This is a genomic window from Lachnoclostridium sp. Marseille-P6806 (assembly GCF_900625025.1).
GTDB lineage: Bacteria > Bacillota > Clostridia > Lachnospirales > Lachnospiraceae > CAG-791.
The window spans coordinates 220,196-236,103 of record NZ_LR130576.1 but is presented as its reverse complement, the minus strand read 5'-3'; the positions used below and the strand labels follow the sequence as shown (position 1 = coordinate 236,103).

At 61.1% G+C, this 15,908-nt stretch carries 14 protein-coding genes; 13 read left to right on the top strand and 1 reads right to left on the bottom strand.

Features of this window, described 5'->3' with window-relative positions; genetic code table 11:
- The first annotated feature begins 14 nt into the window (after window positions 1–14).
- From cytX to E0E20_RS05135, 4 genes are all read left to right on the top strand, one after another.
- The gene (gene cytX, locus E0E20_RS05150) at window positions 15–1,217 is read left to right on the top strand and encodes a putative hydroxymethylpyrimidine transporter CytX (protein WP_130837136.1); all 1,203 of its coding nucleotides are present in this window, start codon (window positions 15–17) and stop codon (window positions 1,215–1,217) included.
- A 132-nt stretch (window positions 1,218–1,349) separates the two neighbouring features.
- The gene (locus tag E0E20_RS05145; protein ID WP_130837135.1) at window positions 1,350–2,231 is read left to right on the top strand and encodes an alpha-hydroxy acid oxidase; all 882 of its coding nucleotides are present in this window, start codon (window positions 1,350–1,352) and stop codon (window positions 2,229–2,231) included.
- A gap of 256 nt (window positions 2,232–2,487) precedes the next feature.
- Window positions 2,488–4,191, top strand: coding sequence for an ABC transporter ATP-binding protein (locus E0E20_RS05140; protein WP_130837134.1), 1,704 nt, complete (start codon window positions 2,488–2,490; stop codon window positions 4,189–4,191).
- Complete coding sequence (locus tag E0E20_RS05135) at window positions 4,191–5,018, top strand: energy-coupling factor transporter transmembrane component T family protein (RefSeq protein ID WP_130837133.1); 828 nt, start codon at window positions 4,191–4,193, stop codon at window positions 5,016–5,018. The genes E0E20_RS05140 and E0E20_RS05135 overlap by 1 nt, the downstream gene beginning before the upstream one ends.
- A 24-nt stretch (window positions 5,019–5,042) precedes the next feature.
- Here the strand turns inward: E0E20_RS05135 and E0E20_RS05130 are convergent, their stop codons facing one another.
- Window positions 5,043–5,291: a hypothetical protein gene (locus tag E0E20_RS05130; protein ID WP_130837132.1), complete on the bottom strand. Its 249-nt coding sequence runs from the start codon at window positions 5,289–5,291 to the stop codon at window positions 5,043–5,045.
- A 243-nt stretch (window positions 5,292–5,534) separates the two neighbouring features.
- On the opposite strand from E0E20_RS05130, the gene E0E20_RS05125 reads away from it, so the two are divergent.
- From E0E20_RS05125 to E0E20_RS05085, 9 genes are all read left to right on the top strand, one after another.
- Window positions 5,535–6,338, top strand: coding sequence for a YlmH/Sll1252 family protein (locus tag E0E20_RS05125; protein WP_130837131.1), 804 nt, complete (start codon window positions 5,535–5,537; stop codon window positions 6,336–6,338).
- A gap of 121 nt (window positions 6,339–6,459) precedes the next feature.
- A complete protein-coding gene (locus tag E0E20_RS05120; protein ID WP_334295336.1) occupies window positions 6,460–7,155 on the top strand; it encodes an AzlC family ABC transporter permease in 696 nt (231 codons plus the stop codon).
- Window positions 7,152–7,460 carry an AzlD domain-containing protein gene (locus E0E20_RS05115; protein WP_130837130.1) on the top strand — a complete coding sequence of 103 codons (309 nt, stop codon included), beginning with the start codon at window positions 7,152–7,154 and terminating at the stop codon, window positions 7,458–7,460. Before E0E20_RS05120 ends, E0E20_RS05115 begins: the two co-directional genes overlap by 4 nt.
- An 80-nt stretch (window positions 7,461–7,540) precedes the next feature.
- The gene (locus E0E20_RS05110) at window positions 7,541–7,801 is read left to right on the top strand and encodes a kinase to dihydroxyacetone kinase (protein WP_130837129.1); all 261 of its coding nucleotides are present in this window, start codon (window positions 7,541–7,543) and stop codon (window positions 7,799–7,801) included.
- Window positions 7,798–9,165, top strand: a complete 1,368-nt coding sequence (hflX, locus tag E0E20_RS05105; RefSeq protein WP_130837128.1) for a GTPase HflX — start codon at window positions 7,798–7,800, stop codon at window positions 9,163–9,165. The genes E0E20_RS05110 and hflX overlap by 4 nt, the downstream gene beginning before the upstream one ends.
- Window positions 9,166–9,253: 88 nt before the next feature.
- Entirely contained in the window at window positions 9,254–9,862 is a 609-nt protein-coding gene (gene thrH, locus E0E20_RS05100) for a bifunctional phosphoserine phosphatase/homoserine phosphotransferase ThrH (RefSeq protein ID WP_130837127.1), read from the top strand.
- A 121-nt stretch (window positions 9,863–9,983) separates the two neighbouring features.
- Window positions 9,984–11,141 carry an exonuclease SbcCD subunit D gene (locus E0E20_RS05095; RefSeq protein WP_130837126.1) on the top strand — a complete coding sequence of 386 codons (1,158 nt, stop codon included), beginning with the start codon at window positions 9,984–9,986 and terminating at the stop codon, window positions 11,139–11,141.
- A 2-nt stretch (window positions 11,142–11,143) separates the two neighbouring features.
- Window positions 11,144–14,356: an AAA family ATPase gene (locus E0E20_RS05090; protein ID WP_130837125.1), complete on the top strand. Its 3,213-nt coding sequence runs from the start codon at window positions 11,144–11,146 to the stop codon at window positions 14,354–14,356.
- Between the two features lie 79 nt (window positions 14,357–14,435).
- Window positions 14,436–15,749 (top strand): glycoside hydrolase family 27 protein, encoded by a 1,314-nt coding sequence (locus E0E20_RS05085; protein ID WP_130837124.1) that lies wholly within the window; start codon window positions 14,436–14,438, stop codon window positions 15,747–15,749.
- The last annotated feature ends 159 nt before the right edge of the window (window positions 15,750–15,908 follow it).

Here is a 15,908-nt window from a genome sequence, read left to right as displayed (position 1 = left end):
ATGGCGGATAAGAGATGAAAGAAACGGTAAACGGTAAAAAGATGACGGCGGTGCAGTCGGGGCTGGTGTGGTTCGGTGCGGGCGTTTCCATCGCGGAGATTCTGACCGGAACATATTTTGCGCCCCTCGGAATGACAAAAGGGCTGCTTGCCATACTTCTCGGGCACCTCATCGGCGGTGCGCTCATGTTCCTTGCGGGCATGATCGGCGCCCGGACGGGACGGAGCGCGATGGAGACGGTCAAGATGAGCTTCGGCGGAAAGGGCGGACAGTTTTTTGCCCTCATGAATGTGCTGCAGCTCGTCGGCTGGACGGCCATCATGATCTATGACGGCGCGGCGGCGACCAATGAGATTTTCGGAATCGGCGCATGGATCTGGGCGCTGGTCATCGGTGTGCTGATCCTCATATGGATACTCGTGGGTCTCACGGAACTGGGGGCATTGAATTATATTTCGATGGGAGCGCTCTTTCTCCTGACGCTTGTGCTGAGCGCCGTGATCTTTAAGGACGCGGGGAACGCCGCGGCGGCAGAAGCCGGAGAGGCGCTGCGCTTCGGCGCTGCGGTCGAGCTTGCGGCGGCGATGCCCCTTTCATGGCTGCCGCTCATCAGTGACTACACGAGGGAAGCAAAGGAGCCCGTGAAAGCAACACTGACGAGCGTTCTCGTCTACGGTGCGGTTTCCTGCTGGATGTATGTCATCGGCATGGGCGCGGCAATTTTTACCGGCGAATACGACATCGCCTCGGTCATGGCAAAGGCGGGGCTCGGCATCGCGGCGCTGGCGATTCTCATCCTGTCGACCGTCACGACGACCTTTCTCGATGCGTGGTCGGCGGGAATCTCCGCCGAATCACTCCGGGCGGGGATAAAGGGAAAAACGGCCGCCGCGGTGGTGGCTGCCGCCGGCACCGTGCTTGCCATGCTCTTCAACATGGATAATATCACGAATTTCCTGTATCTCATCGGCTCTGTGTTTGCCCCGATGATCGCCATTCAGATCGCGGATTTCTTTATCCTGCACAGGGACCGCGGAGAGGAAAAATTTGCCGTCCGCAATATTGTGATCTGGATGATCGGCTTTGCACTGTACCGCATTCTGATGCGTGTGGACACGCCCCTTGGCAGCAGCGCGCCGGACATCGCGGTCACCGTGGTGCTCTGCGTTCTGACGGACAAGCTCTTCAAAAGGACCGGGGACCGTTCCGGGAGCTGAGCGCGGGGCATGGGCTTCGGGGCAAAAGATCCGGAGCAAAAGCAATTTGTGTGCGTGCCGTTTCGGGGAGAGCTGCGGTATACTCATAGCACAGAAGTCTTTGTGCCTTTGCGCAGGCAGAAAGGAGAAGCGATGAATGCAGGCAATTCAAACCGGATTACAAGAGAATATCTTGATTCGCTGCTGGTGGAGACGCGGTATCTCGATGCCGCGGCGCCGGATACGACGCTGCAGCTCTACGGCAGGACATTTCCGACGCCGGTCATGACGGCGGCGCTGTCCCATCTGGATCATTTCATGGAGCCGGGCAGCACAGAGAAATACGCGGAGGGGGCAGCCGGAGCCGGCGTGGTGACGTGGATCGGAATGTCCTCGAAGGAGGAGATCGAGCTTGTCGCCGGCAAGAGTCCGGCCGTCGTCGAGATCATCAAGCCCTACCGGGACAGGGATCTGATCTTCCGCAAGATCGAGCATGCCGAAAAGCAGCGGCTTCTCGCGGTGGGCATTGATATCGACCACCCGTTTGCGGAGGGCGGTGCGCCGGATTTTGTGGACGGCTTCGAGATGAAAGCCATGACGACGGCGGAGCTCGGAGAGCTCTGCCGGAGCACGAAGCTCCCTCTGATCGTCAAGGGGGTTCTCAGCGTGCGGGATGCGGACCGGAGCCTGTCGGCGGGCGCTGGCGGCGTTCTTCTTTCCCATCATAACAACCGGATCGGGTATGCCGTGCCGCCGCTCATGGCGCTCGGAGAGATTCGGAAAGCGGTCGGAGGGCGCATCCCGATTTTTGTGGACGACGAGATTGCAACCGGTATGGATGCGTTCAAGGCGCTGGCGCTCGGCGCGACGGCGGTCGGGATCGGGAGGCCGCTGATGACGGCCATCAGAGACGGCGGCGCGGAGGGGATGGCGGAATATCTCCGGAACGTGACGAAGCAGCTTGCCTATGTCATGGCCTGCACCGGCTGTACGTCGCTGTCCGCAATGGACGCCTCGGTAATTCATAAAAGCTGATTCACAAAAGCTGATTCACAGAAGCCGATTCATATGCAGAGCTCCTCTGCCCCTCATCTCCGAGGCAGGGGAGCTTTCTTGATGCGCTTCTGCATGCACGTTCTTTATGGGGCGGCGCTTTCTTTGATTATGGCGTTCATTCGTGTTTTGCGGTATATTAGACATGCTGACGCCGCAAAGATCCGGGGCGCAGAGCGCGTTCGGGCCGAATGCCCCGGACGGATAAAGGACGGAGATTTCCGATCAGGATGGTTTCATGAAGCCCATTATCGAGTTCAAAAAATATTCCTTTCGTTATCGTTCCCAGACCGAGCCGACGCTCCGGGATATTGACCTTGCGATTTATCCGGGGGAAAAGATTCTCATTGCCGGGCCCTCGGGCTGCGGCAAGTCCACGCTGGTGCACTGCATCAATGCCCTGATTCCCTGCTCCTTTCACGGAGAAACGTCAGGGACGCTGACCGTCTGCGGGGAGGACCCGGCGAGAGCCGGCGTGTTCGGTATGTCGAGACAGGTCGGCACGGTGCTGCAGGATACGGACGGACAGTTCATCGGCCTTACGGTGGCGGAGGACCTCGCCTTTGCCCCGGAGAATGACGCGGTGCCGCAGGCAGAGCTCCGTCGGCGCGTCGCGGAGATCGCGGATGTGGTCAGTGTATCGAAGCTCCTTTCCCATGCGCCGGGCGAGCTTTCCGGCGGGCAGAAGCAGAGAGTGTCGCTCGGCGGCGTCATGGTGGATGATGTGAGGGTGCTGCTCTTTGATGAGCCGCTCGCCAATCTGGACCCCGCTACGGGGAAGAAAACCATTGCGCTGATCGATACAGTCATGCGGCAGAGGGATGTGACGGCAATCATCGTCGAGCATCGCCTTGAGGATGTGCTGTACCGGGATGTGGACCGCATCGTCGTCATGAGCGAGGGCAGGATTGTCGCGGACATGCGGCCGGACGAGCTGCTGTGCACGGATATTCTGGAGCAGCAGGGCGTGCGCGAGCCGCTCTATGTCACGGCGATCCGCTATGCGGGCGGAGCCATTGTGCCGGAGGATCATCCGGCGCATGTGGAGACCATGAATCTTGCGCCGTACGCGGCGTCCGTGAGGGAATGGTTCCGAAAAGCGCCCCGCAGGCAGCGGAAGAATGAGAATCCGCCGGCGCTGGAGATCCGGCATGTGAGCTTTTCTTATCCCTCCGGGGAGCCGGTGCTGCGCGATGTGAGCTTTGTTCTCAGAAAGAGCGAGATGGCGGCGCTCGTCGGACGGAACGGGGCGGGGAAGTCCACGCTCTCCTCGCTGATCTGCGGATTTCACGCGCCGTCGGAGGGACAGATTCTCCTGAACGGGGAGGATATCGCGCCGCTCTCCATCAAGGAGCGGGGGGAGAGGATCGGACTTGTCATGCAGAGTCCGAACCAGATGATCAGCAAGCCGATGATCATGGAGGAGGCAGGGCTGGGGCTTGCCGTGCGCGGCGTTCCGGAGGAGGAGGTAAAGCGCAGAGTCCTTGAAACGCTGCGGATCTGCGGCCTCTACGAGATGCGCAGCTGGCCGGTCTCGGCGCTCAGCTTCGGTCAGAAAAAGCGGGTATCCATCGCGGCGATCCTTGTCATGAATCCGGAAATTCTCATCCTCGATGAGCCGACGGCGGGGCAGGATTACGCGCACTACACGGAAATCATGGAGTTTCTGCGCCGGATCAACCGCGAGCTGGGGATCACGATTCTGATGATCACCCATGACATGCACCTCATGCTGGAATATACCGACCGCGCGATCGTGATTTCGGAGGGGCGTCTTGTCACGGACGACACGCCCGCCCATGTCCTCACGGACGCGGCGATCACGGCGCAGGCGGATCTCAAGGAGACCTCTCTCTATGAGCTGGCGCTGCGCTGCGGGATTCCGGAGCCGTCAGAATTTGTAGAGCGCTTTATTGCGTATGAGCGGGAGAAAAAGGGCTGATGGCGAGAATACTTTCTTATGAGAAAAAGGATACGTGGATCCACGAGCTGAGCGGCGTCACGAAGCTCCTGTTTTTTCTTGTCTGGTGCGTGGTGAGTGCGCTGACCTATGACACGCGGATTCTGCTCCTCATGATCGCCGTCAGCCTTGCCGTCAACGCGGCGGCAAAGACGAAATGGCGGCAGGTCGGGGCGGTGTTCCGGCTCATCATGGTGTTTATGGCGCTGAATCTCGCGGCGATCTTTATCATGTCGCCGTATCAGGGGACGGCCGTTTACGGGACGAAGACCGTGCTCTGCCATCTGCTTGCGGGCTATGATCTTACGGCGGAGGAGCTGTTTTATCTCCTGAACGTGCTGATCAAGTATTTCACCATCATTCCGGCGGTGTTCACCTTTATGGTTACGACGGACCCGTCAGAGTTCGCGGCCTCGTTAAACGGCATCGGAATCAGTTACAGCGTCGCCTATTCGATTGCGATCGCGCTGCGCTATATTCCGGATATTCAGGACGAATTTCACAGAATACGGAACGCGCAGGAGGCGAGGGGCATCGACATGAGCGGCAAGGCGAGGCTGACGGACCGGATCCGGCGGACCTCGGCGATCATCTTTCCTCTTCTCTTTACGACGATGGAGCGCATCGATATGGTGTCGAACGCCATGGAGCTGCGCGGCTTCGGCAAAAAGAAAAAGCGCAGCTGGTACTGCGCAAGGCCGCTTCGGCGGAATGACCGGCTTGTGCTGGCGTTTACGGCGGTTTTTGCCGTATTCGCGCTGTGGTTCACGTTCCGGGACGGCAGCCGGTTCTACAATCCGTTCGTCTGAGCGGAGCGGCTTTAGACCGACGGTTTACGGGAAATGGTGATGGATGTTGGACTGCGTCTCCGCGTCGATATAGGGCGTGACATCGTGATTGCGGCCGGTCCGGTCCTCCTCCGCGGCGGCAGCGGACTGCTCGTCGAGGCGCTTCGTGCGGAGCGTTCCGTTTACCTGAAGACGGAAGCTGAGCTTCCGGATCAGATAGCCGAGAAGCGGGATCAGCACGAGGAGGAGAAAAACTGCGGCAATACCGAGAAGAGAAAGACTCTGTTCACTCATAAGCGGCACCGGATAAAAATGTTTTATGTCTGTCAATTTTATGGCTATGATAAGGAAACGGCATTCTGCCAAGCGGATGATATCTATAAATTTTATTATAGTTTCGGGAAAGAAATGACGCAACAAGCGGATGATAAGGTAAAAATAATCAGAATATTCCGCGGGCATCCCAAAGCGCAGCGGCAAAGGGACAGCGCAGCAAAGAGGCATTATATCAAAGAGGCATCATAGCAAAGAGGCATTATGGCAGAGGAATGGATTCGCAAACGGATTCTTGAGCTGGCGGAGCAGTCCGAACGCAGGCAGCAGTACCTCTTCACAGATTTTCTGAATGAGGCGGAGCAGGCGGAGGCCTTTGCGGCGGCAGGCAGGCGCCTGCGCACCGGGCGGGACGGCGCCGGAAACGAGTGGGCGGTCTGTCAGAAGCTTCCCGGCGTCGTTTCGGTATCCGGCGGACGGGAGGGGGCGGAGCGGGTCATGCTCCGCTTCGGAAACCCGGAGACGTTCGGCTATGAGGAGCCGTTTCCGATCGCAGTGCTCCGTATTGCGTCGCTTCATGAGAAATTCGGCGAGGAGCTGAGCCACAGGGACTATCTCGGGGCGCTCCTGCATCTGGGAATTGAACGGCGGGTGCTGGGCGATATTCTGATCGACAAAAAGACGGCCTATCTCTTTGCCGAGCGATCGGTTGCGCCGTTCCTTGCGGAGAACCTGACGCAGATCCGTCACACGCGCGTCTCCTGCGAGCCCGCGCCGGCGGTTCCGGAGGCGCTCCGGCCAAAGCTTGCGGAGGAGACGTTTCCGGTGGCGTCGGAGCGGCTGGATGCGATTCTTGCACAGCTCCTCAAACTGTCCCGTTCGCAGAGTCTGGAGCTTTTCCGTGCGGGGAGGGTATTTGTGAACGGGGCCGTGACGGAAAACGGAAGCGCCTCGCCGGGGGAGGGGGACGTGATCTCGGTCCGGGGCTTCGGCAGGATGATTTACCGGGGCGTTTCGGGAACCAGCCGCAAAGGGAAGCTCTACGTGACGATGGAAAAATATGTATAAAAATATGAATGACAATGAAAAAAGGACCGCAGGTACACCGGCGGCCGGCTGCCGCTGGCCGGAATACGGCGATGCCGGTGCGTGGACGCTCCGGGGGCTGCGGGACGGCATACCGATCGGCATGGGTTATCTTGCGGTCGGCTTCACTATCGGAATCGCGGCGAAGAATACGGGGCTTGATGCGGTACAGAGCTTCTTCATGTCGCTCGGCATGGTGGCCTCGGCGGGAGAGTATGCCGCGCTGATGCTGATCGGAGCGGGAGCGGGGCTGATCGAAATGGTCGCGACGACGCTGGTGATCAATCTGCGCTATCTCCTGATGAGCTGCTCGCTCACGCAGAAGCTCCGCCCGGAGGAGCCTTTCTGGAAGCGCTTTCTGCTGGCCCTTTGTGTGACGGACGAGCTGTTCGGCATCTCCTCCGCGGTGCCGGGAGCTCTCAATCCGGTCTATACATGGGGTGCGATGCTTGTTTCTGTCACGGGGTGGTGCCTTGGAACCGTTCTCGGCGTCGAGGCGGGCAATATTCTGCCGGCGAGAGCCGCCAGCGCGATGAATGTTGCGCTCTACGGCATGTTTCTCGCCATCATTCTGCCGCCGGCGAAGAGGAGCCGCTTCATGGGCGGTCTGATCGCCGCGGCCATGCTGTCGAGCTGGCTCTTTTCGGCGCTGCCGGGCTTGAGGCAGATTTCCGCGGGCTTCCGTGTGATTCTGCTTACGGTGGCGCTCTCGTCCGCCGCGGCGTGGCTCCGGCCGGTCGACGGACAGGGCAGGCCGGTGCGCGGAGAGAGAACAGACAGTCAGGAGGAACGCGTATGAGCCGCAGCGTCAGTTTATCTCTTCTCGTCATGGCCGTGACGATCTATCTGATCCGGGTGCTTCCCTTTCTCTTTCTGCGAAAAGAGATCACAGATATCAGGATCCGGTCGTTTCTTTATTATGTTCCTTATGTTACGCTGGCGGTGATGACTTTCCCCGCGATCCTTTCCGCGACCGGAAGCGTGTGGTCGGGAGCGGCGGCGCTCGGGGCCGCGGCGGCGGCAGCGCTGATCAGCGGCGATCTCTTTACGGTAGCCGTCAGCGCCTGCGCAGCGGTTTTTCTGACGGAGCTGGTGCTTCTTTAGCGCAGGCTCTCTGCGGTTAAGTGCATCGCGGCGTGACTTTTACACGAAAGCTTTTATGCGGAAGAAAGGAAAAAACGGACATGCTGGAATTTCGTTATGATACGCAGCTTCTGATCGATGCGGCGGAGGGCGGAGAGCTCGACGAGGATGTGATCCGCGATTATATCTCGGAGCATCTGAAAGGGGACTGCCTGTTGGTTGCGGGGGATGAGGAGCTGATCAAGATTCACTTTCACACCAACGAGCCGTGGCAGGTTCTTGAATACTGCCGCACGCAGGGCGAGATCTACGACATTGTCGTAGAGGATATGGACCGCCAGACGAGAGGACTTAAGGGATGACGGAAATGTCGGCCTCCTGTATTCTGATTTCTCTCCATCGGAACGATTTGCAGGCGGATGCGGCGCCGGGTGCCGCAGAGGAAGAGGAGCGCTCGCTCAGAGAGCTCGAGGGCCTTGCGGAGGCCGCGTCGTTCCGGGTGCGGGAGCTGTTCCGGCAGAATGTGCCGAAAATCAGTGCGGGAACGTACATCGGCACGGGCAAGGCGCAGGAGATCAAGGCGTATCTGGAGCTGGCGGACACGGAGGAGCCGATCGACGCCGTGATCGTGAACGACGCCATTTCGCCGGTGCAGCTTGCGAATCTGTCGGACATTTTCGACCGGCCGGTGATCGATCGCACGGGATTGATCCTGCGCATTTTTGCAGATCGCGCCCGCACAAGGGAGGCAAAGCTGCAGGTGGAATCCGCGCGGCTCCAGTACATGCTCCCCCGGCTGCAGGGAATGCACCGGGAGCTGGGACGGCAGGGCGGCGGGAGCGGTGCGCTCAGCAACCGGGGAGCCGGCGAGACGAAGATCGAGCTGGACCGGCGGCGCATCGAGCACCGGCTGGCGGAGCTTCGCCGGGAGCTTGCCGTGGTGGAGAGGGAGCGGACGACACAGCGAAGCCGCCGTCTCTCCGCGGGGATCCCGCGGGTTTCGCTGGTGGGCTATACCAATGCGGGCAAGTCCTCCATCATGAACGCCATGCTCGATCTGTACGGCGGCGCGGAGGACAAAAAGGTTCTGGAAAAGAACATGCTGTTCGCGACGCTGGATACGGCGGTGCGGCGCATTGAACCCGGGGAGGAGGGCAGGCCCTTTCTCCTTACCGACACCGTGGGCTTTGTCAGGAAGCTCCCGACGGCGCTGGTCCGGGCGTTCCGCTCGACGCTGGAGGACGCCGCGCTTGCCGGTCTTCTCCTGATCGTTACGGATCTCTCGGCCCCGGACTGCGCCGCGCAGCTCAGGACGACGCTCGAGACGCTGCGGGATATCGGGGCCGGGGAGGTTCCCCGTATTTTTGTTTTCAACAAGGCGGATGCGGCGGACGCCGCAAAGCGGGAGGTTCCTCCGCGTTTTGACGGCATCGGACCGGAGGACGGGCGCATCACGATCTGCGCGAAAAAGCCGGAGGACATCCGGCGTCTGGTTGCCCTCACGGAGCAGAAGCTGGACGAGGGAAGCATCGAATGCGATATGCGGATCCCCTATTCGGAGGGGTGCATTCTGGCGGAGCTTCAAAGCGGCGGTCTCTTCACGGTGCTGGATTACGGCGAGGACGGGATGCTTGTGCATGTGCGCTGCAGCAGAGAGCTGTACCGGCGCTGCACCGCCTATGTTTTGGAGAAACCGCAGGAAAAGCGCAGCCCGGAAGCGGAATGAGCAGTGAAATAACGAAATAAGGCGCGAAGTCAAGCGCACAATGAGGAGCGCTGCGGCAGAGCGGCAGGCGGAAAGGAAAAGGAAGAAAATGGATATTGTCTGTCTTGATCTGGAGGGAGTGCTGGTTCCGGAGATATGGATCGCCTTTGCGGAGGCAAGCGGGATCCCGGAGCTTCGCCGCACCACGCGGGATGAGCCCGATTACGACAGGCTGATGCGCTGGCGGCTTGCGATACTGCGGGAGCATGGTCTGGGGCTGAAAGAGATTCAGCAGACCATCGCAGGGATCGATCCGCTGCCCGGCGCACGGGAATTTCTGGACGAGCTGCGGCGCATGACGCAGCTTATCATCATCAGCGATACGTTCACGCAGTTTGCGGGTCCTCTGATGGAAAAGCTGGGCTGGCCGACGATCTTCTGCAACTCGCTGGAAGTGGCGGAGGACGGCGAAATTACGGGCTTCCGCATGCGGATCGCGGACTCCAAGCTCGCCACGGTGCGGGCTTTGCAGTCCATAGGCTACGATACGATTGCGAGCGGCGACAGCTACAACGATCTGGCGATGATCCGGGCGAGCCGGGCGGGCTTCCTCTTCCGCAGCACGGAGCAGATACGGAAAGAGCATCCCGAGCTGCCGGCCTTTGAAACCTATGAGGAGCTTCTGGCGGCCATCCGCGGCGCGCTCTCGGGCGTCTGAGCATGCCGCGTCTGCTCTTCCCTGCCGATGCAGTCCTTTCAAACCCCGACATCGGTGCGGGGCGCCGAGTCGCAGATCGCATCGGCGAATCTGAAATTCGCCTCGCGGGAAAGAGGAAAGTATGCGTTTTTTCCATTTGTCGGATCTGCATATTGGCTTAAAACTCCTGAACCGGGATCTGTATGAGGATCAGGCGTATATTCTGCGGCAGATTGTTCAGCGGGTGCGGGAGGAGAGACCGGATGCGGTGGTGATCGCGGGGGATATCTATGATAAAGCGGTTCCCTCCGCCGAGGCCGTGGAGCTGTTTGACCGCTTTATCGGCGAGCTCGCGGAGGCGTCTCCGGAGACGGCCATTATGGCGATCTCCGGCAACCATGACAGCGCGCCCCGCCTCGACTGCTACCGCGGGATCCTTGCGCGCCAGCATCTCTATATGATCGGCAGGCCGCCGCAGCGGGAGGATGAGTATATTGAGAGGGTGACGCTGCGGGACGACTGGGGCCCGGTTCATTTTTATCTGCTGCCCTTTGTGAAGCCCTCGATGGTAAAGGCGATCACGGGGACCGATGAGAACGGGAACAATCTCTCCTATGACAGGTCTGTCCGCAGGCTGCTTGGCCGGGAGCGGGTGGACGTGGGCGAGCGCAATGTTCTGGTGAGCCATCAGTTCTATCTGCCCGCCGGAACGGATGCGGGACAGGTCGAGAGGATGAGCTCCGAGATCCGGACGATTGGAAATATCGACCAGATCGGTGCGGACGTGCTGTCCCCGTTTGACTACGCGGCGCTGGGACATATCCATAAGCCGATGACCGTGGGGGACGAACGCTTCCGCTACTGCGGGACGCCGCTGGCCTGCTCGGTGGATGAGGCGGGGCAGAGCAAGGCGATCGTCGCGGTGGAGCTTGGAGAGAAAGGCGCTGTCCCCCGGATCTCTTTCATTCCTCTTACGCCGCTCCGCGCCGTCCGGGTGCTCCGCGGAGGGCTGGAGGAGGTTCTGAGACAGTCCTGTGACGATTACGTTTCGGTTCGCCTGACAGACCGGGTGGATCACGATATCTTTGATATGAAAGAGCGGCTTCGCCTTGCGTTTCCGTATCTCTTGGAGATCCGGAGGGAGAATCTGCGCTCGGCGGAGTATACGGCGGAGCTGTCGGAGGAGCAGGAGACGGACCCCTATGCGCTGTGCCTTGCGTTTCTGGGAGAGACTTCAGAGGAGGAACGGGAGCTTCTGCGGGAGGTGTTTGCTTCGGCGGAGAAAGCGGAGAGGAGCTGACGATGCGTCCACTGCAGCTTACCATGCAGGCCTTTGGCTCATACGGAGAAAAGACCACGATTGATTTCAGACAGCCGTCGCAGAGGCTGTTTCTCATTACGGGAGATACCGGCGCGGGAAAATCGACGATCTTTGACGCGATATGCTTTGCTCTGTACGGCGAGGCGAGCTCCACGGCGTATGCGAAGACGGGCGTGATTCTCCAGAGCCAGTTTGTCAGCACGGCGATCGAGCCCTTTGTCTCGCTTCGCTTTTCCGACGGTGAGGACGGCGCGGTGTACGAGATCCGCCGGGTTCCCAGACATCTGCGCCCCGCGGGACGCCGGACAAAGAGCGGGGCGTCGGAAATTCTCGTTTCCTCCTCCGCAGAGCTGACCATGCCGGACGGAACGGTCTATCCGTCGCGGGAGACGGACCGGAAGCTGGAGGAGCTCGTCGGGCTCACCAAGGAGCAGTTCACACAGATCGCCATGATCGCGCAGGGCGAGTTCATGGCGCTCCTGCGGGCAAAATCCGATGAAAAAAAGGTGATTTTCCGCAGGCTCTTCGGCACCGGAATCTATCAGGCGGCGGCGGAGGAGCTGCGGGCGCGCCTTTCGGCGAAAGAAAAAGAGGCGGAGGAGCTGCAGACGCAGTGCCGGCAGCTTGCAGCCTCGGCCGTGGTGCCGGAGGAGGGAGGAGAAAAAGCGGAGCTTTCGGAAGCGAAGCGGCGCTTGGAGGAGGGAGAGCTGTCCGCTCTTCCGGATTTTGTCCGGGAGCTGCGCGCACTTTGCGGCGCGCTCCGCGCGCAGTGCGGGGCGGCGCAGGAGCGGGTCCGGACGATGGGAGAACAGCGCGATGCGGGGCGGGAGGCGCTGATCCGCGCGCAGCAGACGGAGGAGGCTTACGGGCAGCTCGAGCGGTCGGAGCGGGAGCTTGCGGCGTGCCGGGAAGCCGCAGAGGAAATGAAGAACGCGGAGGCGCTGATTGCGCGCATACGGGCGGCGCAGGAGCTTGCGGCGGAGAGAAGAGTTCTCGCGGGGGCCGAGGCGGCGCTTGCCGCGACGGAGACGGCTCTCGCAAAGGAGCAGGCGCTTCTTCCGGAAAAAAGCGCCACGGCAGAGACCGCGGAGCGCGCGGCGGCAGGGAGCAAGGAGCGCTATGACGGGGAGCTCGCGGAATATAGCCGGCGCAGGGAGCGGGTAGAGCGCGCCGAGAGGCAGTTTGCGGCGATTCAGAGCTGTGAAACGGAAGAGGCGGAGAGAGAAAAAACGCTGAACGGACTCCGGCTCCGGGAGGAGGGCGCGCGGAAGCGGCAGGCGGAGCTGGAGGAGGAAGCCCGTCTCCTGCGGGACGGGATCGCTGCGGGGGAGCAGGTTCCCGTGCTTCTTTCACAGTGGGAGGAAAAATGCCGGACGGAGGCGGCGCTGGAGCGAGACATCACGGCGCTTGCGAAGCGGGAGGGCGAGTGCCGGGAGGCCGCGGAGGCTGTCTGTGCGGGGACGGCGGCCTATGCGGAGATCCGGGAAGAGAGCGGGAGGAAAGCGCGGGAATACGAAGCGATGCTCCAGAGCTTTCTCGACGCGCAGGCGGGCTTTCTCGCGGAGCAGCTCCGCCCCGGAAAGCCCTGCCCGGTCTGCGGATCGACAGAGCATCCGCATCCGTTCCGCCCGGACAGAGGCGGGTCTTCCGGGATCCGGAGAGAGACTGTCGACGCGGCCCGGGAAGAGGCGGAGCGCCTGCGCGCCGTGCAGGAGAAACGCGCCGGGGAGCTCCGGGCGGCGCAGAGCGTGAAGAGTGAGAAAGAAAAAAGCCTTGCCTCCGGACTTCTTGCCCTGCGGGAGGCGTTTCAGAGAGCGCTCGGCGGCTTCGGGGACGATGCGCCGGAACATATCCCGGATGTTCCGGATGTCCGCGCGGCGCAGCGGCTCGCCGCGCGATACCGGGAGCTGCTCATGCGGGAGGGGAAGCGGCTCCGTGAGCAGAATGAAGCGCTGCTTGCGGCGCGGGAGCGTCTGACCGCCGGAGAACGGGAGATGGAGGAGCTTGACGGAACCGTGCAGAAGCTCCGTGAGGCGCTGCAGGAGGCCGCTCTTGCCCTGCAGGCCGCAAGAGCGAGATCGGTTCAGCTGAGAGAGGGGCTCGAATTTTCGTCCGCTGAGGAGGTGCGGAGGTATTTTGAGGAGGCGTCGCGCCGTCTCGTGGAGGCGAAGACGGGATATGAGGCCCGGCAGGCGGAGCTTGCGGCGGCGCGGAAAGCGCAGAACGAGTGCGGCGCGCGGATCAGCCGGCTTCTGGAGGAGCTTCCGGAGCAGCGGCGGACAAGCGGGGCCTGTCGTCTGCGCTATGAAGAGAAAATGAGAGAGAAGCGCCTTGACGAGGAGGAGTGGCAGTCTGTTTTTGCGGCGCATGCGCCGGAGGACGCCGACCGCCTGCAAAAAACGCTCACGGAATATCTGAGCCGGAAAGCGGTGGCGGAGCGGGCAAAAGAGGAGGCGGCGCAGCGCATCGGAGGCAGGGAGCGTCCGGTGACGGAGGAGCTCCGGAGGCAGAGCGAGGAGAACGACCGCGCTCTGGGAGAGGCGGAGGAGCGTTTCCGTCTGCTGGATCGGGAATATCGCAGGAATGAGCAGGTGCTGGAGGAAATTGCCCCGAAGCTCGCGCGGCACAGCACGGCGCTTTCCGAATACAGGAGACTCCGGACGCTGTACCGGCTGATCTCCGGGACGGAGAGCGGAAACCGCATGGATCTCGAGACCTTTGCCCAGCGCTGCCGGCTGGAGAAGATCCTGCATGCGGCGAACCGGCGCTTCCGGGAGATGTCCGCGGGACAGTTTGAGCTCCGCCTGTATGATATCGAAAAGGCCGGAGAGGGGAAAAACCGCGGGCTGGATCTCATGGTCTATTCGACGGTGACGGGCAGGCTCAATGAGGTGCGCTCGCTCTCCGGAGGGGAATCCTTTATGGCGGCGCTGTCTCTGGCGCTCGGCATGGCGGATCAGATCGAGACCGGGGCCGCAGGTCTCCATCTGGAGATCATGTTCATCGACGAGGGCTTCGGCTCGCTCAGCGATAACGCGCGGAATCAGGCGGTGCGGGTTCTGCAGGAGATGGCGGAGGGCTCAAAGCTCATCGGTATCATTTCACATGTCAGCGAGCTGAAGCAGCAGATCGAGGATCAGCTCATCATCACAAAGGACGAGAGAGGAAGTCACGCGCGGTGGCAGCTCAGCTGAGGCCGCCGCAAAGAACGCGGCACCGAGCCGCAGATCGCATCGGCGAAGCTGAAATTCGCCTCGCGGAAAAGAGGGAAGCATGAGAGACAAAAATTCATTTGCCGTCAATCCGCCCATGGGGTGGAACAGCTGGGACTGCTACGGGGCGGCCGTCACGGAGGAAATTCTGAAGAAGAATGCTGATTACATGGCGGAGCATCTTTCGCAGCACGGCTGGGAATATATTGTCTGCGACATCCAGTGGTACTGCCCGAGCGCGGATTCGTCGCATTATCAGGATTTCTGCGATATCTGTATCGACGGGTACGGCCGGGCAGTGCCCGCGCCGAACCGCTTCCCGTCCGCGGCGGACGGAAAGGGTTTCGCGCCGGTCGCGGAGTACGTCCATGCGAAAGGCTTGAAATTCGGCATTCACATTATGAGAGGAATCCCGCGGCAGGCGGTCAGTCAGAACTGTCCGGTAAAGGGGACGGAGTATACGGCGCGTCAGGTCGCGCATCCGGCGTCAATCTGCAGCTGGAATACGGATATGTACGGCGTCGATGCGACGAAACCGGGAGCGCAGGATTATTACAATTCTCTGCTTGAGCTTTACGCGTCGTGGGGCGTGGATTTCATCAAGGTGGACGACATCTGTGTCAAGTATGCCGTGGCGGGCGACGAGAGTACGCTCAGCTACGGCGGGGATGAGATCGAGCTGATCCGGCGTGCCGTCGACCGCTGCGGGAGACCGATTGTCCTGTCGCTGTCGCCCGGACCGGCGCTCCTCTCCGAGGCGGAGCATCTTAAGAAAAATGCGAATATGTGGCGGATAACCAATGATTTCTGGGACGACTGGGGCGCGCTCTGCGGCATGTTCGAGCGCTGCCGCGAGTGGGCGCCGCATGTCTCGGCGGGCTGCTTTCCGGACTGCGATATGCTGCCTCTGGGACATCTGTCCCTGATCGGCTGCGAGAACGGCCTTGGCGGGCGGATGACGCGCTTCACGCGGGAGGAGCAGAGGACGATGATGACCCTCTGGTGCATCTTCCGGTCGCCGCTGATGCTTGGCTGCGAGCTGAATGACATGGATGAGTGGACGCGCTCTCTTATCACGAACGACGAGGTGCTCGCGCTGACGAGGCGGAGCCGGAACGCGCGGCAGATGGTGAGAAACCGCAGTCATATCGTATGGAAAGCGGAGGACGCGGACGGAGAGTGCACGTATGCGGCGCTGTTCAGCACGGCGGGCTGGGAGGAGAGCTATGTTCTGAGCCTTGCGGAGCTCGAGCTCGAGGGCCGGTATGCCGTGACGGAGCTCTGGGATGGGGCAGAACTCGGCGAGACGGACGACCGCATCCCGATCCGGATGGCGCCGCACTCGGCAAAGCTGTTCCGGCTTGTGAGCGTGTAAGGCGCCGGTCAACGGGCCGCGGCGGGCGGCATAAAACAGCAGGCATAAAACAGCTGACATAATACAGCGGGTATAAAACCTCAGGCGGGGAGCGCAGACGGAAAAATCCGGCGCTCCCCGCTTGCGCGAGGAGAGGAGTGATGGTAGAATAAGCCCGTG